Raw genomic sequence first — 16,329 nt, 5'->3', positions numbered from 1 at the left:
AAGCAGTAATATTTAAACGGTATAATCAGGGTTGTGTTTTTTCTCCAACTGCTATCAATGAAATGCCAAATCGATTGAATGTACAAATATCCGCCAACTTAAAAAGTGGTACGAGAAAATTATATAATTTCATTTGTCCTTCCTTAATAATAGTATTTTTTAATACTCTTCCTGAAATATACCAACCGAAAATGGCCGGAGAATTGAAATAATTCATTTTAACAGAACGCAATGCCGTGTTACTGAAAAGAGTTTTGATACGTTTTTTATTATAGCGGCGAAAGTGACCAAGCGACACATCGATACCGTTATACAACCACATATATGCAGGAACCAGCATAATTATTCTTCCTCCCGGAGCCAATAGTTTTTTGCAATTTATTAGTGCTGTAATATCGTCGTCCACATGTTCAATAACATTTAAACCAATAATACAATCAAATTGCCCGGAAAGAGTTTCAAATTGTTTTTCGAATTTTGGATCGAGTATGTCGAGATGAATTATTTCCGTAACATTTTTATCGTGTCCATATTTTTCCTTTAAAATGTCGCAATAACTCTGGTTATAGTCGCTGAGGGTTGTAGTAAAACCATCATGAATAAGAAATTGTGAGATGTTGCCAATACCACTTCCGATCTCCAGAATTTTTCCTTTGCAAAATGGTTTTATCTGGTCGTACATCCATCGGTTAAAAGCTCCGGCATGCTGAATGGACTGCAGTGTTTCTAAACCTGCTTTATCGTCAATATGTGTTCTGTGACTATCCATTTGCAAAAGGAGGCAAAAATACAAAGAAGACGAACCAATAAATATTATCCGTAGATCTCGAGTTTGATCCTTTCCTGATCGTAACCCATTTCTTTGATTCGGACCTTTGCCTCATCTATCATCATTCTCCATCCACACAAATAAAAATCCATATCCTTTTTGCCATGATCGCAAATATTTTCATATAAAGGATGCACATATCCTATTGGCCCTGGCCAGTTTTCAGGAGATTCTCTCGATAAAGTAGTATGAAAATGAAATTCCGGAAATTCTGTTTCCAATTGTTTCATCTCTTCATAATATAAAAGGTCAGATCTTAACCTTGATCCGTAAACCAGGTGAATTTGTTTGGTGGGAATTTTATGTTGGTGTAAATAAAGCAACTGCGACCGAAATGGTGCAATTCCCGTTCCGGTGCAAATAAAACAGATATCACGTTCAATTATTTCCGGCAAAACAAAATGACCTAAAGGTCCCCGAAATTTAATTTCCAGTCCGGGTTGTGAATTTTCAAACAAATAATGAGAACCGCTTCCAGGCTCCAACAATACGATGATAAGTTCGAATTTATTGGTGTTATCCGGTTTGCTGGCGATAGTATAACTGCGCAGTCGTTTGCTTGGCCGATCAGAAATAGGGAGATCAAGTGTCACAAACTGACCGGGAATAAAATCAAAGGTTTCCGCTTCTATTGCTTCAAAAAAGAACCTTCGCACATGCGGTGATTCATCTATAGTATGAATAAGTTTGGCTGTTTGCCAGGGTAGTAAAGACATGCAATTTTTGGATAAAGAACACAAAGGTGATTGAAAAAGTTGATTACCAATAAAATAAATTGCTGCAAATGCAATTTTCTTGACGTAGTTCAACAAAAAAAAGAGCAGAATTACCTGCTCTTTATATAAATAATGGAAGGTTATGATCAGCGGTTTTTAACCCTTTCTTTCCCTACCCATAGATCATAAGAAGAAGCATATCCATCATAATGAATAAAGTATTGATCACCGGGTTTTGTATCTAAAATCACACTCGGATACCAGGTTCCATTTTCTTCTACCATAACCTTATCACCTTTTTTCCAGACATTTTCGGCAGAACCGGAAACTTCCGATTTTTCGGTATTAGAAGCCGTATTATTACAGGTTATATTTTTAATGGAGGCATCGCTACCGATACGAATATCTGCAGAATTCAAATAATAAAACCCACCAATATTATCCATTGTAATACTACTTGTGGCTGCACCCTTTTTATCTTTAAAATATGCAACATTATTTTCTATAGTTACTGTAGGATTTACGCAATAAACATCCTTAAATTTCAATGCTCCGTCGTAAGCTTTTTCCAGTATTAAAACATCTCTGTTATATCCATTCGTATTAGGCGTAAATGTACAACCGGTGCATCGGAATTCCGGACTAAACATCTGAATAATATAATAATCCATTTGTTCTTTGGAAAGATTGTGCAACATCGCAATAAAATCATTGGCCAGTGCTACTGCACTTGTATATTTTGGCGGAGTTGGAGTATTAAATTTTTTTGCATCTACCATATTGGTATTTTCAGTGGCCTTGTCTGCCATACTCATCGCATCACTTCCCGCATCTGTTTTTTTAATGCGTTTTAATTCTTTTTGGGTTTCTACATATTGATAAATATTATCAATGCTCCATTCTCCTTTAATGGAGTTTCGAATAAATGTAATTCCTATTTCAGCCTGTATTTCAGCTAATTCGGTATAACTTACGTCCTGCTTAAAGATCATCATCCCTTTACATGTTAATTTTTTAGGATTTATCCATTCGCATTGTGCATCATCTGTCCAAACTTTATCCAAACTTATTTTTCCTGAACTGCTCCTGAAAAATTTGTTTGGATCAGAAGCTGCTGCTTTTTGGATCATGGAAGTAATTTCATCATTTGTAGGGGTTGGTAAATTAATACCCTTGTATTCACTGTAATTTACACCGCTCCAGTAGGGCGTCTGACTGTTAATATCATAGTCGGCAATTACATGTGTTTCCAGTGTTACACCGGTTAATCCATCTACATCGTCTGGTGGAACGGGTTGTGTTTTTATTAGAGAAACTTTCCAGTAATATTTGGTTTCCTTGCTGTCCCATTCTTTTACTGTGCTTGTTATTTTTACGGACGTTACTCCGTTCTTTTTAAATGTGTTTATTACATTTTCCTGCGTGGGCTGGGCAAAAATACCTGCAGAAAAAAGCAGAAAATATACAGATGTTATTATAGACTTTTTCATTTTAAATTAAATTAATTGAGTTACCGAATTAGGTTGATTTCATTATTTAGTTCTAACCATTTGTTTGGTTGCCATTATCTGATTGTTTATCATCAGGGAGTAAGAATATGTTCCTGAAGCTAACGTACTTAAATTAATTTCTGCATTCAACTGATTACAATCAATTTCTTCTTCAATTATTATTTTTCCGGTTTCCATTTCTGCAATAATAATTTTTGCATCTGTGCAATTTGTCGGTATTTTAAATGGTATTACTGTTTTATTTTCAAATGGATTTGGAATATTTTGTCCTAAGAAATAAGTATCAGAAACAGATAATGTTGCGTTGCCATTAGAAGAAGATTCACTGCTATTACAACATTGTGTAAGTGAGTTTTGTAATTGTGATAATAATAATTCCATTTTATTCAATCGGTCGTTCAAAAGTTCATTTTCATTTATAATTGCCTCAATATCAGCTTGTTGTGAACTATTATTTTCACTCAAGGCCTGAATCCCAATCAAGGCAACTCCAGCCGGATCAATGGTTGAAATGGTTGTATCGTCACCCACTTCAAACAGTTTGTAAAAATCCTGCGCATATGGTCCAATATGAGTGATATTTTGTTCATCGGCGAGATAATGCCAACGTTCAATTTTTAATTTATTTATTTTTTCCAGCATTTCATTTTTATCCAATTGCTGTTTTTGATCTTTAATTCTTTCATCCGATGCATTGGTCCAAACACCACCGGTTGTTAGTCTTGCAGTGGTAACTTGAAATTCCATGATATTGGATGCACTTGCATTTTTTCCAATTCCCAATTTTGTAATAGATGTTCCTCCTAGTCGTACAGAATTGCTTTGCGAAATTGTCAAACCGTAGCCGATTGCAATTGCATTATCAATTAATCCTGATGTTGGATTTACATTATATCCGATCAATACACAATTATCGTTTCCTGTATGAACATTACCTGTTTTTGAACCTACAAAAGTATTGAAAGCACCGTTTGTATTTAATCCTGCATCATCTCCTACATAAACATTATATTTACTTGTAGTGCCGCTTCCAAAAAAACCGGCATCGCTTCCTATGAAGGTATTACTAACTCCGTCTGATGCCAATAGTCCGCTTTGTGAACCCACAAAAGTGTTATTGGTACCATTTGATGTCTGACCTGATCTTGATCCGATAAATACATTATTGTTGCTCTCATTTATATGTCCCGCAAAATCACCGATCATGATATTAGAAGAACCTGCATTATAGGAACCAGCATGGTGACCTAATATTACATTCATACTATCATTTCCTAAACCTCCATCACTGAACATGGTATTTTCTCCGATACATAAATTTCCATATCCCGATTTAATTGTGCGACCAGCATAAGTTCCGATGAAAACATTTTTATTTCCGATGCCCAATAAACCGCCAGCATCTTTTCCAATACTAACATTATCGGTTCCGGTTGTTATGCCAAATCCTGCAGAATTTCCTATTAATACATTTGATTTACCACTTGTTAGAAAAGCACCTGCTGAAACACCGATAATGGTATTATTATCTGCTCCTGTAATAATATTTTCACCCGCATCTTTTCCAATTATTGTATTATTGGTTCCGGCATTTTTATCAGCAGGACCGGAAGGACCGAGATACAAACTACTTCCGAAACTATTGATCCTTGCCAAATTATAATCTCCCAAAGAATATAGTGAATCAGCATAAATACCTTTCCACGCAAAGGTGATATTTCCAAGATCCTTTGATGCGTTAACTCCCGGAAGCATATGTTGATTTATAGAAGTGGCAGTTAAATTATCCAGACTTTGATTTGCGCCTGTTAAACCACCACCGGTACTAAACGATTCCCATGAAGTGCCGTTATATCCCTGAAATAAAACTCCGTTATATCTTATCATACCAGCCTGTGGTGTGCCAACATAATTTCCCACTTTCGCGGTTCCTAAATTTCCTACACCATCCACATACATATCTTTCCAGGAAAATGCCAAAGAACCAAGATCGATGGTATTATCGGCGTTGGGTTGTAAATTAACCGAAATTGTTGTGGGACTAGTTAAATTAGATAAGTTTCTGTTTGCATCCTGAGTAGAAATTGCGCTCCACTGACTTCCATTAAAATAAAAAAATCCGGGATTCGCATTTGTCTGATATATAAGTAAACCAGTTGCCGGAGAGACAATTGCATCGCGTTGCGCCTTCGTCATTCGCGGAACTAAAACTCCTTTAGTGGTGCTGGTGATATCCAATAAACTCGAAGAATTCGGATCAATTGTTCCTATTCCTGCACTTCCTGTTGTAGGAAATACATTGGTTTGCGCCACCAAATGAAAGCTTGTTGCAAATAAAAGGGTAAGTAGAATTAAATATTGTTTTATCATTTTTGTTTTTTTTTACAAAAGTAATTTTGGTTTTAAGTGCCTTCTAACCAATTTTTTCGGAAACTTAGAATCGTATATCTTCACCACTGATTTGGACGATCTCTTTATCCTCATAAAATCACTTTCGGATGCTGATAAGAAATTTTTTCGGCAGTATGCTTCATTGCAGGCAGAGGAATCCAATTATATTCGATTGTTTAATTTTATAGATAGCCTGGAACAATATGATGACGAATTAATTAAGGAACATTTTAAGAATGAAGACTTCATTAAACAATTATCCGTTGCGAAAAATTATTTGAATGAAGTTATTTTGCGGACATTCCGAATAAGTGCAGAAAAAGAATCGCCGGAAATTGCACTGCAATTATTAATGATGGATATTCGATTCCTGCTGAGTAAAAAATGCCTTGGTCAATTAAAAAAAGCATTAAAACGAGCAAAAAAGGCAGCAGAGGAACAAGAGAATTTTTTGGTTTTGATGAATATTTATGCTTTACAACGTCACCTGCTTACAGAATTTAAATTTGAGGCAAGAGAAGCAATTACCTTCGATGCTATTGCATCGGAAGAAATTAATACACTAAAAAAACTGGAGAATGTAAATTTGATCTATGATCTCTACTGCAAAGCAAAACTTATTTTATCTACAGAAAGAGAAAGTGTTGCATCCGACTCTATAAAAAAAGAATTTGCCAGAATATTTGATCATCACTTAATGCAGAATGAGTTCACGGCATTGAGTTTGAGGGCAAAACACTGGTTTCATAGTGCTATTCATTTTAAACATATTTTTTTTGCTGATGTAAATGCAGATCACAAAAACTGTAAAGATCATCTCCAATTATTTTTAAATAATAAAACTTTTATCGAAACCAGATCGCTAAGTTATATGACAGTGATAAATAATATTCTGGAAGTGTTGAGAAATTTGAACACAACAGAAGAGGTTATTTATTATTTAAAATTATTATCGGAAGTAAAAACAAAAAACGAACGCGATGAATCAGGTAAACAAATATATTTGGCCCATCATTATATGTGGTACTATTTGCGAACAGCTCAATATATAAAAGCGGATGAAATTGCAGACCTTGAATTGCAAAGATTAAAACAGTTTTCGAAACTTAGAAAAGACAGTGTAATTATTCAGCATATGCTTATTGCCATTGTTTATATTATGGCTGAAAAATTTACAAAAGCAAATGACGTGATCAACGAATTATTGTCGGTACCCAAAACAGGAATCAGGGAAGATATTCTAGAGCATGCAAAAATTCTACAGATCATAATACAAATGCATTTCGAAAACTTCGATATAGTGAACAATTTACTCAGAAGTATTAAGCGTGCAGATCACAATTTCCCTTTGCTGCTACTGGTATCCGAATTTTATTCGCAATTGCTCAAAAACCCGTCAGAATTTAAATCGCAAAGAATGAATGAAATATTTATCGACAGGTTGATATCCTTGGAATCAGGAGATTTTAGTGAATTTCCGGAAATGATAAATATGTTGCAAATGGTATGGAGAAATTGACCGTTTAAACACAGTCTAAAAAATTATTACAGATATTAAATTTCCTATACAAAGTAACACAATAGCGGGTGGAATTACCTACCTTTGCAACTGCAAATGAATTTATTGGAATTGCTTTCCTTCTACCGGGAAGCAGATGTGAGGGTGAAAAATATTATTGAACGGATAGATACAAAAGATGCCAAAAACATCTATCTGAAGGGAATCGTGGGCTCGGCACTCTCCTTTGTTGCCTGCGGGGTTTATAAAAACACGAATGTTAATCATCTTTTTATTCTAAACGATAGGGAGGAAGCAGCATATTTTTTGAACGATCTGCAAAATCTGCTCGAAAAAAAAGATATTCTTTTTATTCCCGATTCCTTTAAAAAGCCGGGAGAATTTATTGAGGTAAATACCAATCATATACTTCAACGCACCGAAGCGATCAATAAGATCACACATTCCACAACAAAAGGCGAATTAATTATTACTTACCCGGAAGCACTGGCCGAAAAATTTGTGATGCCGGAAGTGTTGGATAAAAATATCATCTTATTAAAAAAAGGAGAAAAACTCGATTCGCATTTTATTGTGGATCTTCTTGTTGAAAATGGATTTGTGAGAACAGATTTTGTATACGAACCCGGACAATTTTCTGTACGCGGTGGTATTATTGATATTTTTTCTTTCGGAAATGAATTGCCCTATCGCGTAGAGTTATTTGACAACGAAGTGGAAAGCATACGCGTTTTTGAACCGGCTACACAGCTATCCCAAAAATCAATTTCACAGGTTACCATAATTCCCAATATCCAATCGCAATTCGGAGAGAATCAGAAAACCGGATTATTTAATTGTTTACCGGAGAATACCGTTGTTTGGTTCAAGGATGCAAAATATGCATTTGAAGTAATTAATCAGTGTTATGAAAAAGCGATCGATTGGTTTACCGTTGTTTCAGGGGAAGCAATGAAAAAATCGCGCGGAGTGGGAAGAGCACATTTAGATGATGATCATCCTTTCAGAGAACATGTTCCCGAAGAAATGTTGCTGCAATCCACAGAACTGCTACCACAACTTATGCAGTTTAAAGTATTGGAATTCGGATTGCAAAAACATTTTGAAAGTGCCGAGGAAATAAATTTTAATACCTCTCCACAACCTTTATTCAGTCGCAATTTTAATTTGCTTATTGAAAACCTCAAACAAAATCAAAAGGCAGGATATAAAATATTTATTTGCATGAGCAACACCAAACAGGTGGAGCGTTTTCATGAAATATTTAACGACCTCAATGCAAATGTAAAATACGATGCTTTTGCATTGCCAATGGCAGCGGGTTTTATAGATAACGATCTAAAAACAGTTTGTTACACCGATCATCAGATATTCGAACGGTATCACAAATACACCTTAAAAAGTGGATATACAAAAAATGATGCAATAACATTAAAAACATTATCCGAATTACAGGCAGGTGATTATGTAACACATATTGATCACGGGGTTGGTGTTTTTTCCGGTTTGGAAAAAATAGAAATTGCGGGACAAATTCAGGAAGCCGTTCGATTAATTTATCGCGATAAAGATCTTCTGTATGTAAATATAAATTCTCTGCATAAAATAACTAAATATGCAGGCAAGGATGGAACTCCTCCCAAATTAAATAAATTGGGTTCTGATGCATGGGAACAATTAAAACGAAAAACAAAAGCGAAGGTAAAAGATATTGCAAAAGACCTTATCCAATTATATGCTAAAAGGAAAGCGAGTAAAGGATTTGCATTTCATCCCGACACTTACATGCAAAATGAGTTGGAAGCGAGTTTTATTTATGAGGATACTCCCGATCAGGTAACTGCAACTGCTGATGTAAAAAAAGATATGGAAAGAAATTTCCCCATGGACCGATTAGTGTGTGGCGACGTGGGTTTTGGTAAAACAGAGATCGCAATCCGCGCAGCATTTAAAGCAGTTACAGATGGCAAACAGGTTGCAGTTTTAGTTCCTACAACCATTCTTGCAATGCAACATCAAAAAACATTTGCAGAGAGATTAAAAGATTTTCCTGTTACGGTTGATTATTTGAACAGATTTAAATCTGCAAAAGAAAAAAAGGAAACCTTAGAAAAATTAGCTGCCGGAAAAGTGGATATTATAATTGGTACTCATGCCATCATCAGCAAAAATGTAAAATATAAGGACCTTGGACTATTAATTATTGATGAGGAGCAAAAATTCGGCGTTTCCTCTAAAGAAAAATTGAAAGAATTAAAAGCAAATGTGGATGCATTGACTTTAACTGCAACTCCAATTCCGAGAACCTTACAATTTTCTTTAATGGGTGCAAGAGACCTTTCCATTATTAATACTCCTCCTCCAAACCGACAACCCATTACCACTGAATTAAAAACATTTGATATCAATTTTATTCGCGATGCTGTATACTTTGAAATTTATCGTGGCGGACAAGTGTATTTTGTGCATAATCGCGTGAAGGATATTGAAGAAACTGCTGCATTAATAAAAAAGGTTTGTCCCGATGTAAATATTGGTGTTGCCCATGGCCAAATGGATGGTGATGAATTAGAAGATCACATGTTGAAATTCGTCAACAGAGAATATGATGTATTGGTGTGCACAAATATTGTGGAGAGTGGTCTAGACATCCCCAATGCAAATACAATAATAATTAATAATGCACATTTTTTCGGATTGAGCGATCTGCATCAGTTGCGGGGAAGAGTGGGAAGAAGTAATAAAAAGGCCTATTGTTATTTATTGTCGCCTCCATTGTTTGGTTTGCCTGATGAAAGCAGGAAGAGATTGCGAACCATAGAACAATATGCAGAACTTGGCAGCGGTTTTCAAATAAGTATGCGCGATATGGATATTCGCGGCGCAGGAAATTTATTGGGTGGAGAACAAAGTGGATTTATTTCGGAAATTGGTTATGACGCATATCATAAAATATTAAATGAAGCAATACGCGAATTAAAACATACGGAATACAAAACCTTATTCGCTGAACAAATTGAGGAGAAGCAAGAATTTGTAAGCGATGTACAAATTGATACTGATCTGGAAATGTTAATTCCCGATGAGTATATCAATAATATCAACGAAAGATTAAGTATTTATACGCGATTGGACAATGTAGAGAATGAAGAACAACTTACATTATTCAGAACAGAATTAAATGACAGATTTGGAAAAATTCCTCGTCAGGTGGAAGAATTATTTAACGGAATAAGATTGCGTTGGCTTGCAAAAGATCTTGGATTTGAACGAATATTATTCAAGAACAGAAAACTGCGTTGTCTTTTTGTCGAAAATAATCAGAGTGTTTTTTACGACAGCAAATTTTTTACTACTCTCATGCAATTTATCGCAGAACGAAAGACTACTGGCACCATAAAACAAACCGATAAACATTTGATGCTTGTTTTTGAAAATGTGCAAAGTATGAGCCACGCCAGGTCACTTTTGGAAAACATACATAAAGTCCTTTTTTATAAGGAAGCAACTACTTAAATTTGACTAAAATATAGTGTATGAAAAAGTCAACCCTTCTTTATCTACTGATTGGCGCAATGCTTTTCAGTTCTTTCAGGTCAGGAAACAGCTGCGAATCATTTTTTCCCAACAAGATCGGCACAAAATGGGAGCTCAGCAGTTATGATGCAAAAGACAAACTCTCCTCTGTAAGTAAAAGTGAACTAACTGCCCTTAACGACATTACCGGAGGTTTAGAAGCAACAATAAACATTGAAGTGATCGACAATAAAGGAAAATCTATGTCGAAGGGAGATGTGATAATGAAATGCACAGCCGAATCATTTTATATGGATATGAGCAATATGTTTCCTTCTGAACAAATGGCCGGAATGGAAGGTGTGGAAATGGAAGTTTCCAACTCCTTTATGGAATTTCCCTCCAATCCTGTTGCCGGACAAATCTTAGCAGATGCAGAAAGCACCATGACCATGAAAATGAATGGTGTTGCATTAATGACCATGACAATGAAAACAACGAACAGAAAAATTGAAGGATACGAAAGTGTTACCACTCCGGCGGGAACGTATAATTGTATGAAATATTCTTCCGATACAGAGGTAAAAACTACAATGTTCACCAATAAATCGCATTCCGTTATGTGGATGGCAAAAAATGTCGGCACTGTTAAAATGGAGAGTTATGATGATAAAGGAAAAGTGCAATCAAAAATGTTATTGACCTCATTTTCGGAATAAATATTATCAAATCCCTGAAAAACAATATGCGTATATTTTTTATTGTAATTACTCTTTTATTTATTTCCTGCAACAAAAATAAAGGGCCACAAGAAACTTTTATTGATGGTTTAGAGGAAATTATTCCTGCTAAATTATATGTGATGCATAGTATGATCTATGCTAAAGGATCACCCTGGACAACCTCCAATATTTTTGTAATTAAAGGCACGGGAGATAGTGTGTGGATCTTTGGTTCAGGATATGGCGATTTTAATGAACCTTGTGAAGATGCCTGTAACGATAATAATTATTATTTAGGTATGGAATTTTCCGGCACAGGCCCGGCTACAGAAGATGTGAGGCCTATTGATTCTATCATTACAAATGTATTTAATTTAAATAAAGACAGCGTTATTTTACAATTTGTTGTTCCGCATTATCACAACGATCATATTAATTCCGAATTTATTGATGCTTTTTTTACAACCTATCATTATCCTCTTAAAACCGGGGAACAAATTTGGATACACACCAATGATTCTATAGGAGCCTTATGCAATGAACCATGCTGTGGAACACAACCATGTCCTGATAAAAAAAATAAATATTATGGCGTACCTTATTTACCGCTTTGGAAACCGGAATATAAAAACATGTTCAAAACAATGGGCAAACCGAACGATGTTTGTAATACTATATTAAAATCCTTTAATTCGGAGTCCGGTGTATGGAAAATTACCAAAGCAGTATCCACAAGCGACAAGGGGCATACTGATGGAACCGTAAATCTTCAAAACGAAAACTTAAAACTCGAGATATCAGGTACCAAAAGCAAGATCCAGTGCGATCTGCCCGAAAATTGGCAAAGAGTATCGGTGCATGGAAATATTTCCATCCAATAGCAACTAATTTAACAATTTACCTATCTTTACTTTCAAAGCCTGTCTCCTCTGGTTTTATTTAGATGAATATTTTATAAACCGAATTTTTTTTAATCACTTAAAAGGTGTTGAATGAAATTTATTTTTACATTTTTATTTTTCCTGATAAGTGCTTCACTCTTTTCGCAGGAGTATAAATATATATTGACCATGCCCGAAAGCGAGGTATTGGATGTCAATAAGGAATTGTCGAAAAAATTGTATGATATGTTTGATCAAAGTGCTGAATTTGAAGTACTTACCAATGAATTTATTATTATTTCCACAATAGATATTTCAGAAGAAACCTTCCAAAAAAAAATGGAGGAATTTGGTTATGAAGGAATAATATTTAATAAGTATGAAACCATTAATACCATAAACGAATGAAGTTCAAACTTTTAGTAGTTGGTGTTTTTTTCAGTTGTTTGAGCTTAAAAGCGCAATCAGATGATCCATGTGGAGCTACTGCATTAAATATCGATACTGTTTGTACTTTACAAACCGGAACAACAGTTGGGGCTACTAGCACCGCCGGAGTGCCAGGGCCGGGTTGTGGAAGTTATACCAATAAAGATGTTTGGTATACATTAACAGTTCCCGCCTCGGGAACAATAGTTATAGAAACTGCTGCAGGAACTCTTTCCGATTGTGCAATGGCTTTGTATGAAGGCATTTGCACTTCTCCTACTCTTATTACTTGCGATGATGATGGTGGACCCGGTTTAATGCCGCTTCTGAATTTAACAGGTTTAACACCCGGTGCCACTGTATGGCTTCGCATCTGGCGTTATGGCGGAGGCGGAACCGGAACTTTTCAAATTTGTGCTTGGGATCCGCCGTTGGTTTTTGAAAATGCGGATTGTATTACTGCAACACAAATTTGCACCACTACTGCATTCGACGACAACAATTCCGGTAATGGAGATATTAATGATCTCAATGCTTCAAATAAAGGTTGTTTAGCAGATGGAGAACATCAAAGCGCATGGTATTATTTTATAATTTCAACAAGTGGAACACTTACATTTATAATTGATCCGGTTGTTAATTCAGATGATTACGATTTTGCCGTTTGGGGCCCCGGACCTTCTTGTCCACCTGCCGCACCGCCCATTCGCTGTTCTTACTCTTCTGCAAATGGAAATACAGGACTAAATATGACCGCACCTGATCTGAGTGAAGGTATTGGTGGAGATAAATTTGTAAAATATCTCGATGTTCTAGCGGGGGAAGTATATTATTTATTTATAGATAATTATTTAGCAACCAACGAGGGATTTACTTTTTCTTTTGGAGGCAGCGCAACAATATCTTGTGAACCTTTAGTGCTTCCTGTTACATTAATTAATTTTCATGGTGTAGCAGTTGACGAGGTAAATGTTTTAAGCTGGAGTACCGAAACAGAAATTAATGCAGCATGGTTTTATCTGGAGCATTCCACAAATGGTAAGGATTTTACATCCATTGGAAAATTAAAAGCAAGTGGAAATTCCAACCAAATAATTAATTACTCCATGACACATTTTACCCCGTCATTTGGAAATAATTATTACAGATTGTTGCAAGAAGATGCAGATGGTAAAATAAATTATTCTGAAATTATTTTTGTAGAAAATTTATTATCTACTACATTACATATATTTCCTAACCCCACGCAAGATGGCTCTGTGCAGATAGAATTTAATTCCGCAATTGGAATTAAATCGCTAATTCAAATTATTAACAGAGAAGGAAATATTATTCATCAAATGGAGGTAATTGCTTCAGGAACAAATACTAATCAATTGATTCAATTACCTTCTCCGGGTATCTATTTTATCAGAGTAACTACACAAGAACGATCGCTTACCGAAAAGATCGTTTATTAATTTTTAATCGGTCAAATGTAATTTTACCTATTACTATCCCCATTTTTTTTAGATCTGCTTGAATTATTTTCGATTAAATATTTGCAGCAAATCCGTCGAAAGAATTAAATTTTTGTAATTCGTGGCGATATTTCCCCATTTTTTTTTAATAAATATGCTCAAGGCATAAAAATTATTCAAAAGATAAGAACTTTTGTTCTGTCTCAGTGATTTAAATCACAATAAGCTGTTATTAATAATTCTATTTTTACAAAAAAGAAATAATTATGGAAGATCATAAAATGCATCCTGAAAGTTTGATGATGAGTTTTGGTTATAAACCGGAATTGAGCGAAGGAGCAATTAAATGCCCGATTTTTCAAACGTCCACCTTTGTTTTTAAAACTGCAGAAGCCGGTAAACGTTTTTTTGAAGTTGCTTATGGATTAAGTGATGCACTTCCCGGAGAAGAACAAGGTTTAATTTATTCCCGATTAAATAATCCGGATATTGAAATACTGGAAAACAGATTAACCTTGTGGGATAAAGCTGAAGCTTGTACAGTTTTTTCCAGCGGAATGAGTGCAATTTCAACCGTCCTTTTAGAATTTTTAAAACCTGGTGATACTATTTTATACAGTTCTCCAATTTATGGCGGAACAGATCATTTTATTAAACATGTTTTACCTACTTATGGAATTAAATCATTGGTATTTGATGCACATCACACCAAAGAAGAAATTTTAGACCTTATCACAAAAGAAAAAGTAGAAAATCTAAACATGATCTATATTGAAACTCCTGCAAATCCAACCAATGCATTAATTGATATTGAAATGTGCAGCGAAATTGGCAAACAATTTTCCAATCAAAACAAAAAGGTCACAATGGTAGTTGATAATACTTATATGGGACCATTGTGGAGTCACCCATTGCAACATGGTGCCGATCTTGTTGTTTATTCCGCAACAAAATATATTGGCGGACACAGTGATGTAATTGCCGGTGCTGTTTTAGGAAGTGCAGAATTAATTAGACGCATAAAAGTAATGCGCACCTTTATGGGTAATATGATGGGACCATGGTCGGCATGGTTATTATTGCGCAGTTTGGAAACATTAAAAGCGCGCATGCAAATGCAGGAATACAATGCGATGCAAGTTGCAAAATGGTTACAAAAACAAAAAAAAGTAGAAAAAATATTTTATCTCGGGATGCTGGAAGAAGGTTCAGTTCAACATAATATCTGGAAAAAACAATATTCCTCTTTTGGTGCAATGATAAGTTTTACAATTAAAGGCGGAGAAAAGGAAGCATTTACTTTTTTAAATAATTTAAAACTGATTAAACTCGCAGTTTCACTGGGAAGTACCGAATCACTTGCCGAACATCCCGCTTCCATGACGCATGCAGATGTTTCACTAGAGGAAAAAAACAGATTGGGAATTAGCGATTCTCTCGTTCGCATAAGCATTGGTGTGGAACATTTTGAAGATATTATTTGGGATATAGAGCAGGCGTTTGAGAAGGTGGAAATTTATGTACCGGATTTAATAGAGAATATTGTTTAGGCACTTTGGTTTTGACGCTGTGTGCCGCGAAGAAGTTTTAGTTGGGGAGATTTCAATTTCTTATGGATGTTGGTAATTTAAAATAAAACCGTTTTTGAAATTCGGATGAAATAGCCGCGAAGCCGCAAAGGGCGCAAAGTTTCGCGAAGCAGTTTTGAGTGGAAGGATGATTGATCTCTTATTGATCAAAAATAGTTTTTGTGGTGCGGATGAAAGGGCCGGAAAGTCGTGAAGTGCGGGAAGTTACGGGAAGGAGTTTTGGGTGGATAATAACTTGAATTCTTTGTTATTGATTGGGAGCAAAAATAGGTTTTGTGGAGCGGATGAAAGGGCCGGAAAGTCGGGGAGGACGGGAAGTTACGGGAAGGAGTTTTTATACTTTGCATTGTCCCGACAGTATCTCCATAAATTTATGATTTTGAATTAAAGAGATCTTCCAATGGGAGGAATTTACCGTGCGAAAAATCCAACTTAACCCCACGGGTAGGGGTGGCATTATTATAGAAAAATCTGAAATCGACATTAACCACAACCCCGATAGGGGTGACATTATATCCCACCCTACAATAACGATGTTATGGTGGATTCAAAAGATCCCGAATGGCAAAATTTAACTACCTGAAACTTTATCCTCCGAATGTCGCATATTTCCTAAAGGAACCATGCGGGGGGAGATTTATTGATGTAAATAGAGGAACAAATGTGTTATTGTAATATTGTGACGGGTCCGTAATCTAAAGGACGAATTTCTCGAACAAAAGCAGATCTTAACCCCGGGTAGGGGTGGCATTATTATAGAAAATAA

The 16,329-nt window shown here is 35.5% G+C and carries 11 protein-coding genes; 7 read left to right on the top strand and 4 right to left on the bottom strand.

Translation table 11 applies throughout. From position 1 onward, the window contains the following. Positions 1-25 precede the first annotated feature (25 nt). From IPI31_03620 to IPI31_03605, 4 genes are all read right to left on the bottom strand, one after another. A complete protein-coding gene (locus IPI31_03620) occupies positions 26-769 on the bottom strand; it encodes a class I SAM-dependent methyltransferase (GenBank protein ID MBK7566891.1) in 744 nt (247 codons plus the stop codon). Positions 770-813: 44 nt separating this feature from the next. Next, on the bottom strand, positions 814-1,545 hold the full coding sequence (locus IPI31_03615) for an oxidoreductase (protein MBK7566890.1): 732 nt from the start codon (positions 1,543-1,545) through the stop codon (positions 814-816). A gap of 146 nt (positions 1,546-1,691) precedes the next feature. Next, positions 1,692-3,035 carry a hypothetical protein gene (locus tag IPI31_03610; protein MBK7566889.1) on the bottom strand — a complete coding sequence of 448 codons (1,344 nt, stop codon included), beginning with the start codon at positions 3,033-3,035 and terminating at the stop codon, positions 1,692-1,694. 42 nt (positions 3,036-3,077) lie between these two features. Beyond that, entirely contained in the window at positions 3,078-5,426 is a 2,349-nt protein-coding gene (locus tag IPI31_03605) for a tail fiber domain-containing protein (protein MBK7566888.1), read from the bottom strand. Positions 5,427-5,517: 91 nt separating this feature from the next. Between IPI31_03605 and IPI31_03600 the strand changes: the two genes are divergently transcribed. From IPI31_03600 to IPI31_03570, 7 genes are all read left to right on the top strand, one after another. Continuing rightward, positions 5,518-6,966, top strand: a complete 1,449-nt coding sequence (locus tag IPI31_03600; protein ID MBK7566887.1) for a hypothetical protein — start codon at positions 5,518-5,520, stop codon at positions 6,964-6,966. Positions 6,967-7,062: 96 nt separating this feature from the next. Then, positions 7,063-10,482, top strand: a complete 3,420-nt coding sequence (mfd, locus tag IPI31_03595; protein ID MBK7566886.1) for a transcription-repair coupling factor — start codon at positions 7,063-7,065, stop codon at positions 10,480-10,482. Between the two features lie 20 nt (positions 10,483-10,502). Beyond that, entirely contained in the window at positions 10,503-11,201 is a 699-nt protein-coding gene (locus IPI31_03590; GenBank protein MBK7566885.1) for a hypothetical protein, read from the top strand. 26 nt (positions 11,202-11,227) lie between these two features. Continuing rightward, complete coding sequence (locus tag IPI31_03585) at positions 11,228-12,085, top strand: hypothetical protein (GenBank protein MBK7566884.1); 858 nt, start codon at positions 11,228-11,230, stop codon at positions 12,083-12,085. Between the two features lie 111 nt (positions 12,086-12,196). Further along, positions 12,197-12,493, top strand: a complete 297-nt coding sequence (locus tag IPI31_03580) for a hypothetical protein (GenBank protein ID MBK7566883.1) — start codon at positions 12,197-12,199, stop codon at positions 12,491-12,493. Further along, the gene (locus IPI31_03575; protein ID MBK7566882.1) at positions 12,490-13,974 is read left to right on the top strand and encodes a T9SS type A sorting domain-containing protein; all 1,485 of its coding nucleotides are present in this window, start codon (positions 12,490-12,492) and stop codon (positions 13,972-13,974) included. The genes IPI31_03580 and IPI31_03575 overlap by 4 nt, the downstream gene beginning before the upstream one ends. A 266-nt stretch (positions 13,975-14,240) precedes the next feature. After that, positions 14,241-15,524 (top strand): cystathionine gamma-synthase family protein, encoded by a 1,284-nt coding sequence (locus IPI31_03570; GenBank protein ID MBK7566881.1) that lies wholly within the window; start codon positions 14,241-14,243, stop codon positions 15,522-15,524. The last annotated feature ends 805 nt before the right edge of the window (positions 15,525-16,329 follow it).

The sequence above is a fragment of the Bacteroidota bacterium genome, assembly GCA_016706865.1.
Classification (GTDB): Bacteria; Bacteroidota; Bacteroidia; order Chitinophagales; family BACL12; genus UBA7236.
Note: the sequence above shows the minus strand (reverse complement) of the source record. Positions and strands in the feature narration are given on the sequence as shown.